Annotated in this window: 10 protein-coding genes; 4 read left to right on the top strand and 6 right to left on the bottom strand. The window is 60.7% G+C overall.

What is annotated here, in order from left to right:
* Positions 1-40 precede the first annotated feature (40 nt).
* Entirely contained in the window at positions 41-2,209 is a 2,169-nt protein-coding gene (locus OJF58_RS23215; protein WP_300780230.1) for a nucleoside-diphosphate sugar epimerase/dehydratase, read from the bottom strand.
* 606 nt (positions 2,210-2,815) lie between these two features.
* Here OJF58_RS23215 and OJF58_RS23210 point away from each other — a divergent pair.
* Together OJF58_RS23210 and OJF58_RS23205 are read left to right on the top strand one after the other, a co-directional pair.
* A complete protein-coding gene (locus OJF58_RS23210; protein WP_300780229.1) occupies positions 2,816-4,132 on the top strand; it encodes a hypothetical protein in 1,317 nt (438 codons plus the stop codon).
* A 33-nt stretch (positions 4,133-4,165) separates the two neighbouring features.
* Complete coding sequence (locus OJF58_RS23205) at positions 4,166-5,446, top strand: O-antigen ligase family protein (RefSeq protein ID WP_300780228.1); 1,281 nt, start codon at positions 4,166-4,168, stop codon at positions 5,444-5,446.
* A 107-nt stretch (positions 5,447-5,553) separates the two neighbouring features.
* Here the strand turns inward: OJF58_RS23205 and OJF58_RS23200 are convergent, their stop codons facing one another.
* The 3 genes from OJF58_RS23200 to OJF58_RS23190 are packed head-to-tail and all read right to left on the bottom strand — an operon-like array spanning position 5,554 to position 8,097.
* Positions 5,554-6,504 (bottom strand): transketolase C-terminal domain-containing protein, encoded by a 951-nt coding sequence (locus OJF58_RS23200; protein ID WP_300780227.1) that lies wholly within the window; start codon positions 6,502-6,504, stop codon positions 5,554-5,556.
* Complete coding sequence (locus tag OJF58_RS23195) at positions 6,501-7,331, bottom strand: transketolase (protein WP_300780226.1); 831 nt, start codon at positions 7,329-7,331, stop codon at positions 6,501-6,503. The genes OJF58_RS23200 and OJF58_RS23195 overlap by 4 nt, the downstream gene beginning before the upstream one ends.
* 52 nt (positions 7,332-7,383) lie before the next feature.
* Positions 7,384-8,097, bottom strand: coding sequence for a sugar transferase (locus OJF58_RS23190; protein ID WP_300780224.1), 714 nt, complete (start codon positions 8,095-8,097; stop codon positions 7,384-7,386).
* A 92-nt stretch (positions 8,098-8,189) separates the two neighbouring features.
* Here OJF58_RS23190 and OJF58_RS23185 point away from each other — a divergent pair, with 92 nt between their 5' ends.
* Complete coding sequence (locus OJF58_RS23185; RefSeq protein WP_300780223.1) at positions 8,190-9,200, top strand: aldo/keto reductase; 1,011 nt, start codon at positions 8,190-8,192, stop codon at positions 9,198-9,200.
* A 79-nt stretch (positions 9,201-9,279) separates the two neighbouring features.
* Here OJF58_RS23185 and OJF58_RS23180 read toward each other — a convergent pair whose 3' ends face one another.
* On the bottom strand, positions 9,280-10,503 hold the full coding sequence (locus OJF58_RS23180; protein ID WP_300780222.1) for a glycosyltransferase: 1,224 nt from the start codon (positions 10,501-10,503) through the stop codon (positions 9,280-9,282).
* 427 nt (positions 10,504-10,930) lie between these two features.
* Between OJF58_RS23180 and OJF58_RS23175 the strand changes: the two genes are divergently transcribed.
* Positions 10,931-12,106 carry an aminotransferase class I/II-fold pyridoxal phosphate-dependent enzyme gene (locus OJF58_RS23175; protein ID WP_300780221.1) on the top strand — a complete coding sequence of 392 codons (1,176 nt, stop codon included), beginning with the start codon at positions 10,931-10,933 and terminating at the stop codon, positions 12,104-12,106.
* On the opposite strand, the gene OJF58_RS23170 is transcribed toward OJF58_RS23175, so the two are convergent.
* Positions 12,103-14,970 (bottom strand): polysaccharide biosynthesis C-terminal domain-containing protein, encoded by a 2,868-nt coding sequence (locus OJF58_RS23170; RefSeq protein WP_300785383.1) that lies wholly within the window; start codon positions 14,968-14,970, stop codon positions 12,103-12,105. The genes OJF58_RS23175 and OJF58_RS23170 overlap by 4 nt on opposite strands.
* Positions 14,971-14,976: the final 6 nt, after the last annotated feature.

The following is a 14,976-nucleotide window of genomic DNA, read 5'->3' as shown; positions in this document are numbered from 1 at the left end:
GTGACCAATTCAACATCCTCGGCCCAAGGACTTGCAAGTCCTAATGCTGCTCCGAAGGAGCCGCGTCTCCATGGGCACGCGCTTCCGAAACGTGAGGACGACCGAGGGTTCCGGCCAATCCCGTCCAAAACGGCAGCTCCTCCTGAACGGCACGGCGATTCGATCGCTCGGCCCCGCCGAAGGTACCGCTGAAACGACCCGACAGAGCCGCCAACGCCTGTTGAGCGGCCAAAGAAGCCATTGCCGCCGCTGGTGCTGCCGATGGAAGCGTTGGGGGCGACGGCCGTGAAGGCGCCACATATTCTGGCACAACTCTCCGCAGAATCCTGAGGGCGTCGCCTTCCTGTCCGCAGAAGCATGCCTGTTCCAGCGCATCGAAGACCAAGAAAAATGCCGGCAAATCAAGAGGCGCCCGTGGACTGGCAACATTGACGCGCGGTACGGCGGTGGGCTCGATCCGTTCCCCGGCATGGAACAGTTCCTCGAATAGCTTTTCACCCGGCCGCAAACCCGTGAACTTGATCGCCACATCCTTGCCCGGCTCAAGGCCGGCCAGTCGGATCATCTGGCGTGCGAGGTCAGCGATCTTCACAGGGCTGCCCATGTCGAGGACGAACACCTGCCCCACCGGGGCGGTGTCCACGACCCCCAGTGCCGAAGCCTGCAGCACGAGTTGGACTGCTTCCCGGATAGTCATGAAGTAGCGTTCGATGTCGGGATGTGTCACCGTAAGCGGACCGCCCGCGTTCAACTGCCGCTCGAACAAGGGAACGACCGAGCCACTCGAACCCAGGACGTTGCCAAACCGCACCACTACGAGGCGCGTTGCCGCGGACCGCCCGGCATGCGCGAGCGCCATTGCCTGGCAATAGCCTTCAGCGCACCGCTTGCTGGCGCCCATTACGTTCGTGGGGTTGACCGCCTTGTCGGTCGAGATCAGCACCATCGCCCGACAACCGACCGCGACAGCTGCGTCGCAGACGCGGCGCGTGCCGATCGCGTTGGTCCAGATGGCCACAACCGGATTGCTCTCGGCCAGCGGGACATGCTTCAGCGCCGCGGCATGGAACACGATGTCGGGCCTGAAGGATGCGAAGCAACCCTCGACCAGGAGGCGATGCCGTACGTCGATAACGCGGGCCGCCCGTTCGATTGCCGGCCACTGCTCTGCAATTTCGGTATCGATCGCGTAGAGATTGAATTCGGAAGCGTCGACAAGGCAGATGGCTGCCGGACCGATGGAGCATACCTGCCGCACGATCTCCGAGCCGATCGATCCGCCGGCGCCAGTCACCAGCACGCGATGGCCGGCGATAAGCCGATGCACGGGCCTTGAATCGAGCACGATCTGCGGCCGCCCGAGCAGGTCCTCGACCGAGATCGGCTGCAGTTCGGGCGTGTCAGCGGTGCCTGGTCGGAATCGGGTCGGATCCGGCGCCCGCGCCACCGTCAGGCCCAGCCGGTTTGCGCTCGCGACGAGCGCACTGAGCTGAGCGGAGGGGAGCGTTCGGTCGACCACGACAAGCTTGCGAGGCCGGTCGCCTGCGTCCTTGAATTTCTCGACCACCTGCTCCACGTCGGCGATCCCGCCGAGGACTCGCACGCCGCCCAGAAGGCCGCCGTCCACGCCGTCATCGAGCACGCCGACAGGATAGTACTCGGAAGTTCGATCTAGGCTCAGGAGCAGGATCTTGGCATCGACGCCGCCGCCAACGATCAGGATCGGAACCTGTCCCGGCGCCATGGGTCGACGCACAAAGATCAGATGGCCCTCGCGGAACAGCCGGTAACCGATCCGCGAGCCCGCCATCAATAGCAGCAACACCATCCAGACGAGGACGATCGAGGTCCTCGGAATGAGATACAGACGGTTCGCGATGAAGCAGATTGGCATGTAGATCAGGACCGCCAGGGTCACCGCCTTGACGATGTTGTTCAGGTCCGCGGTCGACGCGTGACGCCAGCTCGTCCGATAGGTCCCCAGGATCAGCAGGCTGACCCCGGCCGCCGCGACGAAGGGAATGATCGCGCCAAAAACGAGATTGTAGTCGTCTAGCCCCTTGAAAGCGCCAACGAGCCTGTAGTTGTCAGGTCCCTGAAAAGTGCCAAGGCGGAGGATCAGCGCCCCATACATCGCCAGCCCAGCCATGACCATGTCATAGGCAAGAGCCGTCAGCCGCATGTGCTTCACGTTGGCGATGCCAGCCATAACCATAGATTCCCCTTCTATGGCGCCGTGCTTGCAGTGACTGGATGAAACCCACGCGACACACCCGCGCCGCAGCACACGCATGCTTGGCGCGGGAAACAACCCACCGATCGGCAGCATAAGCTGATGGTTTAACTCGGGCAACCGACGATCGCAGCGATGGCTTCTTTGAGAATGAGACTTCGTACGAGGCACTTGCCGACGAGGAGACTGCTGGCAGGCGACGGCCGCACCCAAAGTGTGGTGGTCGGCGAGGGGCGCGATCCCCAAAATGCACCGCCGGGCAAACCCCAGGATGCAGCACCGAAGGTAGCTCGTGGCAATCCCGGTAGCGCCGTAGTAGCGCCGTATAGGAAAGTCCGAGCTGCGGAGACTGACATCCTCGATCTTCTGTTCTTCGGATGGGCGAGACGCAGTGAGCGAAGCAGTCGCCGAGATGACTTCGTTCGATGAGTTTCGATGGCATCCTTGGGGATGCCGGACTCAGGCGCCCGCGTTCATGCTCCTATCGACTGTCGACGGAAGATGCGCGCTGGCGTTCTACGGGCATGCTGGCTACCGCCATGCTGGCGATGCCGCCTCATAACAGTTGATCACTCCGTTCGAATGGCCGATGGTGGTCCAAATTCCTTTTCCGCGAACGGTCACGCCGCTAGCTTCGTCTCGAAGTATATCTGGACGGTCCCGGCATCGGTGAAACGGCAAGCACTCCAGCTAGGCTTGATGTTGGCTGCACTGCAGTTCGCAGGCGATGTATGTCGTGCGCAAAGCAGCGGGGCAGATGAACTCTTTCCTCGAGGTTCTCTCTTTCCTTGCGCGGCCTATTCCGTGGGAAGCGGCGGCAATGTCTCCCAGGCCCGTGCCGATCTCCTGAGATTTCGCGCAAGTGGTTTCAATCTGCTTGGGCCGCAATACGGGCTCAACGCGACAGTCTTGCAGGACGCCAAGGCCTACGGCTTGCGTGCAATCTACACCGTTGGGGCCGACGTCGATTTCCTGAAGGAGAAGGGCCTCCCAAAGAGCATCGACGAACTTGCCGCCGACGTTATGGCCCAGGTCAGCAAGGTCTCCTCGGATCGCACGATTGCATGGTGGTACCTCGCCCAGGAAGAACTTCGTACCTGGCGCCGCGATGAAATGCTTTATCTGGAAAGGACAACGGAGGCTATCCGCAAGGCAGATCCTTTGCGTCGACCGATATTGATGTACGACGCAGGACATCGCTCGAGTGCGGAAATGGCACTGACCGGCCTATACTTGGACTTCGCCGCCAAGGGATCCTACGTGAACTATTCGGGCCATGTCGATCGGCGCGCCTGGCTCGCAGCTTCGATACAGCAGGAAGTCGAGGCGGCAAGGAAGGCGCCCCGCAAGCTTACCCCCCTGCTGATACCCGAGATGTTTCAGAATGCGCCAGGGGGACGGAGCGACCAGATAGGACGCTGGGTAAGGCACGATGTCGTTCGTGGGCTTATCGAAGGAGCCAAGGGCCTGCTCATTTTCTCCTTCGCGCGTCGAGCCAACTTCGAAGACTACGAAGCATATTTCTTTGCTTACCAGATGATAACTCCAGTCCTCTGCGGCGCCCGAGAACTGGGGCAGGCCTTGCTTCTCGGTGAGCATATACCTGCTGCGGTTACAGATCTTTCCTCTGGGATCAAGGATTTGTCGATCGAGGCGTTCGGAAAAACCACCTTGGTACCGGCCGTCGGAGTGCGAGCGATACGTCATCGCGGTGCCGTCTACGTGCTGCTGGCCAATTCCACCGGCAAGGAGATTTCAGGGTCTCTAAAGGGCCTGCCGGTCAACGAGCCGACCTGGTCCATGATCATCTCTCCAATACAGCCGGACTCGCTGAACAAGGCGCACTTTGTGCTCGGTCCTTGGGGCACGCTTGTCGCCAAAGCGCCGTTGCCAAAATAGGACCGCAGAACGGTCGAACGGTGAGGACGCAAGATGTCCCTGCGCACCCTTCTGGCAATTGTCCTCACGGTATTGTTTCTCGTAGGTCGTTGGAATCTGCAGCGCCTTGTAATCAATCTCGATGCGATCAATTTTGATTTCGTCGAGCGAAGCGTCGCCACCGTCCTGATCGAACCGAGACTGTGGCTGGTCATTGCCGGCGTGATTTTGCTGGGTCTTATGGAGCTGGACCCTTCCAGCCATTCGCAGATCCACTCCGCCCACCTGAAAGCGCGCACCAGTGTCCGCATCTTCTTCGTTCTTGCCCTCTACCTGGTGGTGACTATCGCCTGGACCCCCAACGACGATCCGTTTCCCGCGGTCGTCGATATATGCCTGGTGCTGGTTACTTTACTCGTGGTTGAACGCGCCGCGAGACATGAAGGTTTTGTCGAAACGTTCTGGCTTTGGTTGGAACTGCTGCTCTTCGCCATTGGTGCGTTGGCGCTGTTCACGGCGGCCACCTCCTCGGGTCTGCCGGGTCGGCTTTCGGTCCTGGGTGGAGGGCCCAATATCATGGGCCGGTTCCTCGGGATGTTGTGCTTGATGATGGTCGCGCAGAGCTTGAGGCAAGGTGCGGGCCTGCACTGGAGTGCAGCCTGGCGTGTCGTCGTGGCGGCGGTAGCGCTCATATTGCTACTGGAAACGGGCTCGAGAGGCGCCTTTGTCGGTTTGATGGTCGGTCTGCTTACCTTGCTTGTCGTCCGCAGAATGAACGTGAAACTGATCGGCATCGGCGCGACCGTCGTCCTCTCGTTCGGGTACCTGTTCAAGGTGATCTTGAATCCGAACAGGCTCCAGTACGTCGAAGAACGCTGGTTGGTAACGACTCTCCAGGAGGGCTACCTCTCCGAGCGGAATGTGCTGCTTGCATGGGCCTACAAGTTGTGGCTGGAGCGTCCCGTCTTTGGCGGCGGCCTGGATTCCTTCGACTACTACACGTTCGGACTGGACCGCTATCCGCACAATCTGCTCATGGAAATGGCCCAGGAGGGTGGAATAATAGCTGTGTTGCTGCTGCTCGCCTGGATCGTGCACGTTATCCTAAAATCGTGGCACGGGCGAAACCAGTACACCGAAATCGGCCTGTCGATGACGGCGTTAATCTTCGGGTGTGCCTCTTTCAGCGGCGACTTCTACGATTCCCGCTTGATGTTCATTTTTGGTGTTCTCACGATATCATCCGCTGACATCGGAGCCTCCAGGGAACATGAGGATCGCGAGCTGGGCCTGATCGGTATGACAGCAGGCAGCCCGGCGGCAGACGAAAGATAGATGAACATGCAACCGACTGCCGCAGCGAGCCACGAGCAGTCCGCCGAGATGAACGAACGACCCGGCTCTTCCTTCTCCACCGTACATCAGTGGCAAGGAGCAGGAATTCATACGGTAAGCCTTTGACTCAATATTGTGGCCCCGAGCATGGCGCGGACCGTGTTCGCGATGGCGTCCGCTCCCATCGCATAGCGCTTCCGCAGGTAATCCTGGCTGCCAACGACCGTCGCAAATTCGTCGCGCAAGCCAATCCGGCGAAATCGTCGCGGCAGTACGCCGCTTTCGAGGCACCACTCGGCGATTGCGCCGCCCAGGCCCCCGGTCACGGTGTGCTCCTCCACCGTCACGATCCCGCCAGTTCCAGCGGCCGCGCTCGCGATCGCTTCATGATCGACCTGGCTGATCGTGTGATGACTGATGACCTTGCATTCGATGCCTTCGCGGCTCAGCGCAGTCGAGGCTGCGAGGAGTTCGGCCACGATGCCGCCGCATCCGACGAGCGTCATCGCGTCGCCCTCGCGCAGGCATCTCGCCTTGCCGAGCTCGAACCGCTCGCCCGGGCGATCGGTTCGGCCGGCATTCGACTTGTCGAGGCGCAGGTACGCGGACCCGCTGGCCAAGGTCAGCGCGATGGTCGCCTGCTCGACCTCCCAGAGATCGGCGGGCGCAACCACGGTCATGCCGGGCAACGACCGCAGGATCGCGAGATCCTCGGTGGCGTGATGACTGAAGCCCAGATTGCCGTAGGAAAACCCGCCACCAATCGCCACCGTCTTGACGTTGGCGCCGTGATAGCAGGCATCGTTGCGCAGCTGCTCGAGACAGCGCAGCGTCGGGAAGTTCGCGATCGAGTAGGTGAAGGCGATGTGGCCTTCCAGGGCCATGCCGGTGGCGACCGCGGCAAGATTCTGCTCGGCCACGCCGACGTTAATGAATTGCTCCGGCAGTATCCTGCGATACTCGTCGAACACTCCGAAGCCCAGGTCGCCGGTCAGGAGCACGATACGTGCGTCGTCCTTGGCTAGGCCGGCGAGCTGCCGGATGAAAGCGTCTCTCACGGGCTACCCTCGAGCTCGCGTTTAGCGGCCTCGTACTCCTCGCCGCGCGCCGTCCGGTAGTGCCACAGAACGGAATTTTCCATAAAGGACACCCCTTTCCCCTTGATCGTATGCGCGATCAGGCAACTCGGCCGTCCGGGCGTGAACGGCACCGCCTCGAGGCAACGAGCGATCTCTTCGTGGTCGTGGCCGTCGACCTCGCACACTGCCCATCCGAAGCTGCGCCATTTTTCGACGAACGGCTCCAATCGCAGCGTGTCTTCGACCCGTTCGAGGCTCTGCAGCTTGTTGTAGTCGACGATCGCGATCAGGTTATCCAGCCGATGGTGCGCCGCGAACAGGATGGCTTCCCAATTGGACCCTTCGTCGCATTCGCCATCGCTCATGAGACAAAACACCCGGTGCAGCCGCCCTGCGCGCTTTGCCGCGAGCGCCATCCCCGTCGAGACGGGCAGGCCATGACCGAGCGAACCCGTCGACAGTTCGACGCCGGGCACCCCCTTGTGTGACACGTGCCCGGACAGCTTCGAGCCGTTCTGGCCATGGCTGTCCAGCACGGACACCTCGAAGAAGCCACATTCCGCCACGGCCGCGTATACGCCGGCTCCGGCGTGCCCCTTCGACAGAATGAAGCGGTCCCGATTCGGCCATTGAGGATTCGCGGCCTCGACTTGGAGAATCCGGCCATAGAGCACAGCCAGCAAATCCGCCATGGAAAACACCGACCCGATGTGCGAGGTGCCTCCGAGGCTTGTCATGCGCAACGCATGCAACCGGATCCGCTTCGCCAGCCCGACGGTGTCAAGGGTATTTGGTTGAGTGAGCAATTGTCGTGCCCTCCCCCGGCGCCACACAGGCCAACGCTGCCCGACGCCCGGCTCAGGTCCCCACCACCCGCGTTGCGCCGGGCGGCGGTGTCGGCTTCAGTGGTTCGCTCCGACGCGCCACGGCAATCAGGTCCTGCTGTGCCCCCCAGGCGCGCAAGGTCCAGACGACGAGTGCGAGGCCGGCTGGCCGGTGCACCATAGTGCAAAGCGTCGCCACCACAATGAGCATGTCCAGCGGCACGGAGCTGTGCCGGACATAGAACAGCCCCAGCCTGCTCTTCCATGGCCTTACCAGCTGTTGATAAGCCAGGTGCGCATCCGGTTTCGCCCGCACGATTTCGGCCAGATCCCAGAATATGATGGAGGAGAAATCGGTGAGACCGGGCGTCACGTCCAACAAGCCGCGCTCCTCCTCGGTATACGTGGCGACTTCGGGGAGGACCTGCGGCCTCGGACCAACCACGCTCATCTCTCCCCGCATGATATTCACGAGCTGCAACAGCTCGTCGATCTTGCATCCGCGCAGTAATCGACCGAGCCACGTCAGCCGCGGGTCGTCAGCGGCCGTCGTCATCTGACCTGACCGACCATCGGTTACGATCATCGTCCGGATCTTCAACATACGGAAAGGGATGCCGTTCCGTCCCGCCCGCAGGCTGACGTACACGGGGTTGCGGCGGTCCACCGCCCATGTGACCGCGAGCGCGAGCGCAATGACGGGCATAAGGACGACGATGGCCAATGCCGCGGCAGTGCGATCAAGCACTACCTTTACCCCATATCCCAGCCTGTGTATCGTTCTGTCGTAACTATAATAATCTGCTCGCCATTCTCAATCAAAGTCGGGCAACTCGATCGATGGAGGAAGTAGAGGTCAACTCGCTCGCCACGAAGGTCGGGCGGATCGGCTTCGGCTGCAGTCCTCTCGGCGAACACGGATGGGGCGCATCGGACCGATCGGCGATGGTGTCTGCCATCCACGTGGCGCTAGATTCGGGCGTCAACCTTTTCGACATTTCGGATGTTTACGGCCTCGGCCGGGCCGAAACGACTTTGGGCGAGGCGCTTGTCGGGGAGCGGTCGCGCGCCGTCATCGTATCGAAATTCGGTGTCCGGGTGGAGGAAGGCCGCGGCACGTTTTATGACACTTCCGTAGCATGGATCAGGAATGCCCTGGAAGCGAGCCTCCGCCGCCTGAGGACGGACTTCATCGATGTCTATCTGATGCACTATTGGGATGAGCGGACGCCGCTCGATCTGGTCTTCAGCACGCTCGAGGAAGCGCGCCAAGCCGGAAAAATCCGCGCCTATGGCTTTTCCAATGCCAATCCCAATGCCATGCTCGAATATATCCCGGCCGAACTGAAGCCGCATATGGCGGCGTTCACGCTGCAGTACAATCTCCTCGACCGGCACTTCGAGGGCATCATCGAGAGTGTGATCCAGCGCGATGGCCTGACGTTCCTGTCGTGGGGAAGTCTCGCGGAAGGTTTGCTGACCGGCAAGTTCGCACCTGGACTGGACCTGCGCGCCGACGATCGACGGCATCGGTACCGGAATTTCGTCGGCCAACGGTTCGAGGAAAACCGGCACATCCTTGGCCGCATCGCCGCTCTCTCCAGTGTCCTGGAGCGGCCGTGCGCCTCGATCGCCCTGCGCTGGATTCTTGATCGCTTGCCCGGCTCGGTGGCGCTGGTGGGCATGAAAAGTTCGAAGAACGTCGTCGACGCGATCGGCGCTCTTGGCTGGTCGCTCTCGCGCTCGTCGATGGACGAGCTCGACGCGCTGACGCTGCACCGCCGACGCGAACGGGCTGGCGGCATGCAGTTCATCAACCCGGCGGATGCGACTTCACCGTTGCCCTCCTAAGGGGGGTGGCATTCACGATGACATCCTACGAGTAGCCGAATCCGGCTCTCACCGGGCCGGGTGGCTCGGTCGCCGAGCCTCAGGCGGCGGTTCGCGAGGGCTTGCGGGATCCCAGGGTCGCAACATGGGCGACGTGGTCGGCGAACGCGCCGTAGACCGTCTCCGCCCGGAATTCCCGTTCATAGATCGAGCGCGCCGCCGCCTTGCGGCGCTCGAGCTCGGCAGGCTGGGACACGATGTTGCCGATCACTCTCTTCAGATCCTCGACATCCTGGCTGGCGTACGTGTAGCCGCATCCGGCATCGTGAATCAGCCTTCTCAGCTTACCTTCGAGGCCGGTGATTATCGCAAGCCCCCCCGCCAGATATTCGATCATCTTGTTGGAAAGTGAATTCTGAAAATCGGGGGTGTTGTGATAGGGCGCCACGCCCAGATCGGACATGCTCATCAGCACGAGCAGCTTGGCGTGATCGACCCAGCCCGCAAACACCACCGATGGATGACTGCCAATGCGCTGCTTGATCTGCGCCAAGTCGCCATCGCCGCATATGACGAGCTGAACGCGCTTGCCGAGATCGGAGGGCAGGCCAGCTACCGCCTCGATCACGTGATGAATTCCAGTCCTCGCTCCGATGTTGCCCATGAAGCACATGCGCAATGCTGGTGAACGATCGCCGGCCGGGCGGTGCAGCAGCCCCTGCCAGAAATCATTCGCCTCGGCGCGCTCGGACGGCGACAGTTCCGGCAGCTTGTACCCGAATGGAAACGCCCGGTCGGTTGGCTGGCGCCGCCGTCCGGCCCGGCGTGCGCCCCAGTCGACGAACTCCTCGGTGATCCCGGTGATCGACGTCATGGACGCCAGTGCACGGCGCGACGACAGGAAGTAGGGTGCGAGGCCGACATGGGCGGGCCTCCGCAGGAACCTCGGCACCGCCTCGGCCCAAATGTCGGGCCACAGATCGCGAACATCGCCGATCGTGGGAACGCCATGCTCGTGCCCGTAGCGGCCTGCGGCGCCCGCGAGCTCGATCGGCGGATAGGCGGCAAGGATCACGTCGGGCGGCCGCTCCGTCTTCGTCAGACGCCTGAATTCGCGCTCCATCGAATAATTGAAAAGAAGCCGCGGGAACGAAACATTTCGTTGATAGGAATGTCCCTTCATCAGCACGATCTCGTAGCCTGGACGGGCGCTGTATCGCATACCGTGCGGCGTCGAATCGGTCTTGGACCTGTGATCGAATACCGAGCTCCACCACGTGGCCCGAGCGCCGCGTGCGCAAAGCTGCTCTACCAGCAAATCCATTCGCCCCGACCGGCCCGGCAAGTTCGTGCTTGATATCGGCCGCTCACCGACGCTCACGATCCAAACACGCACTTAAATTCTCCATATCCGATACAGAGAAACGACCCGGCGTTCAGTTTGGCGCTGTCGATCGAGCCGTCAAGTGGTCGACGGATTGGCGGCGACAAAGGCCGAACAGAAGGAGCGCGCCGCGGTTTCGAGGGCGACGGCCGCCCACACCGTCGGATAACGCAACCACGGCCATTTGGACGTGCCTTGTTCAGCGGCGACCTCTACGATTCTTGCTTGATGTTCATCCTTGGTGTTCTCACGATATCGTCTGCTGGGAATCGGAGTCTTCAGGCATCGGTTATCGGCCATAGAAGACGGGATCTCGGTTCGGTCGGTATGACATCATGCAGCTCGGCGGCAGACGAAAGACAGATCAATGCAACCCGTCACTGAGCCACTGGCAGACAGCCGGCACGAACGAACAGCCCGACTGTTCCTTTCTCCGCCGCACATGAGTGGCAAGGAGCTGGAATTCATACGGCAAGCCTTTGAGTCGAACTATATCGCGGCAGTGGGCCCGATGGTCGAAGCGTTTGAACGCGAATTGGCCGACGAACTGAAAGTGTCCCGTGTACTGTCGACCGCCTCCGGGACTGCCGCCATTCACCTCGCGCTGCGATGCCTCGGCATTCAGCCAGGAGATGAGATCTGGGCATCAACCTTGACGTTCATCGGTTCCGTTGCCCCTATCGTGTACGAACGAGCGCGACCGGTATTCATTGATGCCGACCCCGAGACGTGGACGCTCGATCCCGCTCTCTTGTCGGAGGCGCTGGGTGCGGCGGCCAGAAGAAACGAATTGCCCAAGGTCATATTGCCGACCGACCTTTACGGTCAGTCCTGCGACCTCGATGCTATCGTCGAGACCTCAGGAAGATACGGAATTCCCGTAATCTGCGACTCTGCGGAAGCAATGGGGACGCTCTACCGCGGTCGAAAGGCCGGTTGCGGAGCGTTGATGGCCGCATATTCCTTCAACGGCAACAAGATCATTACGACATCGAGTGGTGGCGCCCTGGCGAGTGGCGATGAAAAGCTGATCGAACGCGCGCGCTATCTTTCAACGCACGCCAGAGAACCCGTGGTCCACTATGAACACCTGGAGGTCGGCTACAACTATCGCCTGTCGAATATTCTTGCCGCTATTGGCAGGGCCCAACTGAGCGTTCTCGCCGACAGGGTCGCCCGCCGGCGGCAGATCTTTCAGCGCTATGTCGATGGACTTGGCGACCTGCCGGGTATCAGTTTCATGCCGGAAGCCTCGTACGGCCGTCACAGCCGCTGGCTCAGTGTAACCATAATAGACGCTGCTCGGTTCGGCGCCGATTTCGAAACTATTCGGCGGACACTCGAGGGGCACAATATCGAGAGCCGGCCGGTCTGGAAGCCGATGCACCGCCAACCGGTGTTCAAGGGTGCAAGGACAATCGGAGGCGCCGTCGCGGACAGCTTCTACGCCCGGGGTCTCTGCCTGCCGTCCGGTTCGAATATGAGCCAGCTCGACCAGGACCGTGTCATTGAGATCGTACGCAGCCTCTCGGACCATGCTTAGGTCTTTTGCATCCGAGGGACTTCCGCAGCAATCCGGATGATGTCGGAAGGCATCAAATTCCGCGCACGAGCTTCGTGGGCGAACTCGAGGATCCGCATGTACAGGCCTTCCAGATTGGGCTTTTCGGGATTCGCGAATGTCCCGGGATGGAACAGCAGACTCATGACGCCGCCGATCTTCTCCAAATGCCCGAAGAGAGTCTTGAAACTCACAAAGCCATCCTCTCCCTCGGCAAGACTTGCGTCCATGAACACGAGCGGCAACTCAATCACGTCCAGTCGCGCGCCACCGGCCTCGTCCAACGGACGGAATGGCGCCGCGATTCCCGCTTTGTAGCCGTTTTGAGAGGACCAACCGATGCTTTCGTCGAAGCGGATCCCCTGCTCCGCCACGAATGCCGGGCTCTTCCTTGGATCGTAGCGCAGATAATGGGCGCGACCCGCTGTCACCGCTTTCCCGGCAAGAGCCTCGATCTCGGCCTTTTGTGATGCAAACCGCGCGCGCTGGTGGAATGTATCGTAATTGTAATGGATGCCGATTTCCCAGCCGGTTGGCGCCCGTTCCAAGAGCTTGCGAACAGTCTCCAAGCCACTTCGCGCACCAAAGCGGCCGCCCGTGCCATTCAGCACATACATGATCGAGCGGTACCCTAAGCGGCGTTCCACTGCCAACATCTCGATCAGATCATCGAGAAAATACCGGTAAGGATGACGATAGTTGGCGAAGATTTTTCCTAAGAGCCCCAGTCGCGGTGGTCTTCCATGAAAGCAGGGTTGAAAGATCCGAAAGACCCTGATGGCCTGGGTGAGTATGTCGTTGCCGCGCAGCAAGTCGCAGTCGTGCGACAGCACGAGCGCTGGTGCCTCGATGAGGCCATCCAGCCGGAAGGTGGGCGCCACGCCCTGTTCCATGGCACCAGCTGCATCGAGCAAGAGAGCAAGCGCCTCATTGACAACCGGTACCTTGCCGATGCCGACAGAGGTTCGGGCGCTTGCAGCAATCGGCAATCGACCATGTCGATCTCGCACGGCAATCTCTGCGTCCTCTCGAAAGGTCAACAGATCGTATACGTTGCCAAGCATATTCCAGGCAGGCGTCAGCGCGCCCGTCGGATGACGCCACCAAGCCGGAGTCACCTCATCCGGCAAGGCGTGCCACTCGCTGCCAGGTCGAGGCAGTGGATTGAACAGGGTCAGGGATGTGCCATTGAACGGAATCTGCCTTGGTTCGTGCGGAATCAACGGCGGCGAAATATCTGCCGGCAGTACGATTTCTGGTCCGCGCGCATCACGCACGCTTTCGCCCGGCACCACCCTGATCCGGCTATCGTGCAGCAAGCGAAGCCCCTTTTTCGTGGCGATGAACCGGGCGGCAAACAGGATCTCCTGGAGAGCATATTCCGCCGATTCCCGAGTCATCGGACGGTCCGGGCGTCGATTCATCGACTTCGCAACGGACGGCCGTATCGCGATATTCCCATAGCCTATCCTCTTGCGCAGCCACGCACTTAAGAGATGGTGAAAGGCGACGCGCAAACCGAGTTTGCGGACAACTATCTGATATAGCAGCACGCCCGTGCTGCCCCAGGCAATTGCGTGCGCTATTGCCGCTCCGGTCATTCCGTACACGGGAACCAATGCCAGCGAGAAGACCATGGACAGGGCGACCGCCAGCACATGGGCCATCGTCACGACACGTTCACGGCCAGCTATATTGAGCAACATCTCCTGCGGGCCAAGCGAACTCCGTAGCAGCCATGTCACAGACAGGATCTGCAGGCTGAGGGCACCAGAGACGAAGTCAGGGCCGTAAATGCGGAGTATTGGCCCTGCCCCACAAAACAGCACCAGGAAGACAACGAAAGTCGCCGACGTCTGCACGGCATTCAATTTGCGGACAAATGCCTGATAGTCCTCTTTACTCTGCTGGTGATAGTTGCGCGAGACATAGGTCCCGACGACAGCGTAAAAGGTGGCGTCCAATACTCCTTGGATCGAAAGCAGATACAGGTCGACACGGTAGACGGCGGATTGCGCCACGCTGGTCAGCGAAGCCACGATAAGCCAGTCTATGGACAGAGAACTGACGTACACCAGGTTCGACACCATTATCGGCAACGATGCCCGCAGCCATTCGAACAATTCGCCACGAGGTGCAACGCCAACCAGCTGCCGGAAGATCAATCGCCGAAGCGAGTCCAATTGAACGACAGTGGTCAGCGCCGCTGAAACACATGCGATCGAGCCGATCTCCAGGAATGACAGGCGCCCAAACTGTGACGCGACTATTGCCCCGCCAACGATGAGAAAGGGCGGCATGAAGGAAGTTACTGTCTGTCCCTGCAGAGGAAGCCCGAAGGCCCTCAACAGGTCGAGCGATACGAACTGCAGTGTCGTCAAGGGCAACAGGATCGCGAACAGGAAAAGTCCAACGTGCAGCTCACGCGTCAGGTCGTCGCGGAAGACGGCGGCCACAAGGCATGCCACCCCCGAGAACAGCAGGGTAACGACAACCGTCACCTTGAGCGCCGCATGAATATATCCGGCCTGGAGCTCCCTCCCTTGCTGCGTGGCAAATGATGGGATGAAGCGTACGGCGGCCGGCCCCAATCCCAGAGAGGCCGTGTTGGCGACGATATTGGTCACTCCAATGAGAAGGAAATAGTTTCCCAGATCGGAGGGTGTGCTGAACCATGCCATCGCCAGATGCGCGGCAAACATGAGCACCATGCCGAGGCCGCGCATTGCCACGCCACCGCCGCCGACGAATATGACTGAAAATAGAGAAATGGGCTTCTGGCCGCTCGCTGCGCCGACATATCGTTTGATTGCATCGATCAAATCGCGATAGCGCGGCCCGAGCATGTTGCG

The sequence above is a fragment of the Enhydrobacter sp. genome, assembly GCF_030246845.1.
GTDB lineage: Bacteria > Pseudomonadota > Alphaproteobacteria > Reyranellales > Reyranellaceae > Reyranella.
The sequence above is the reverse complement of the archived record's forward strand: the minus strand, read 5'-3'. Positions and strand labels throughout refer to the sequence as shown.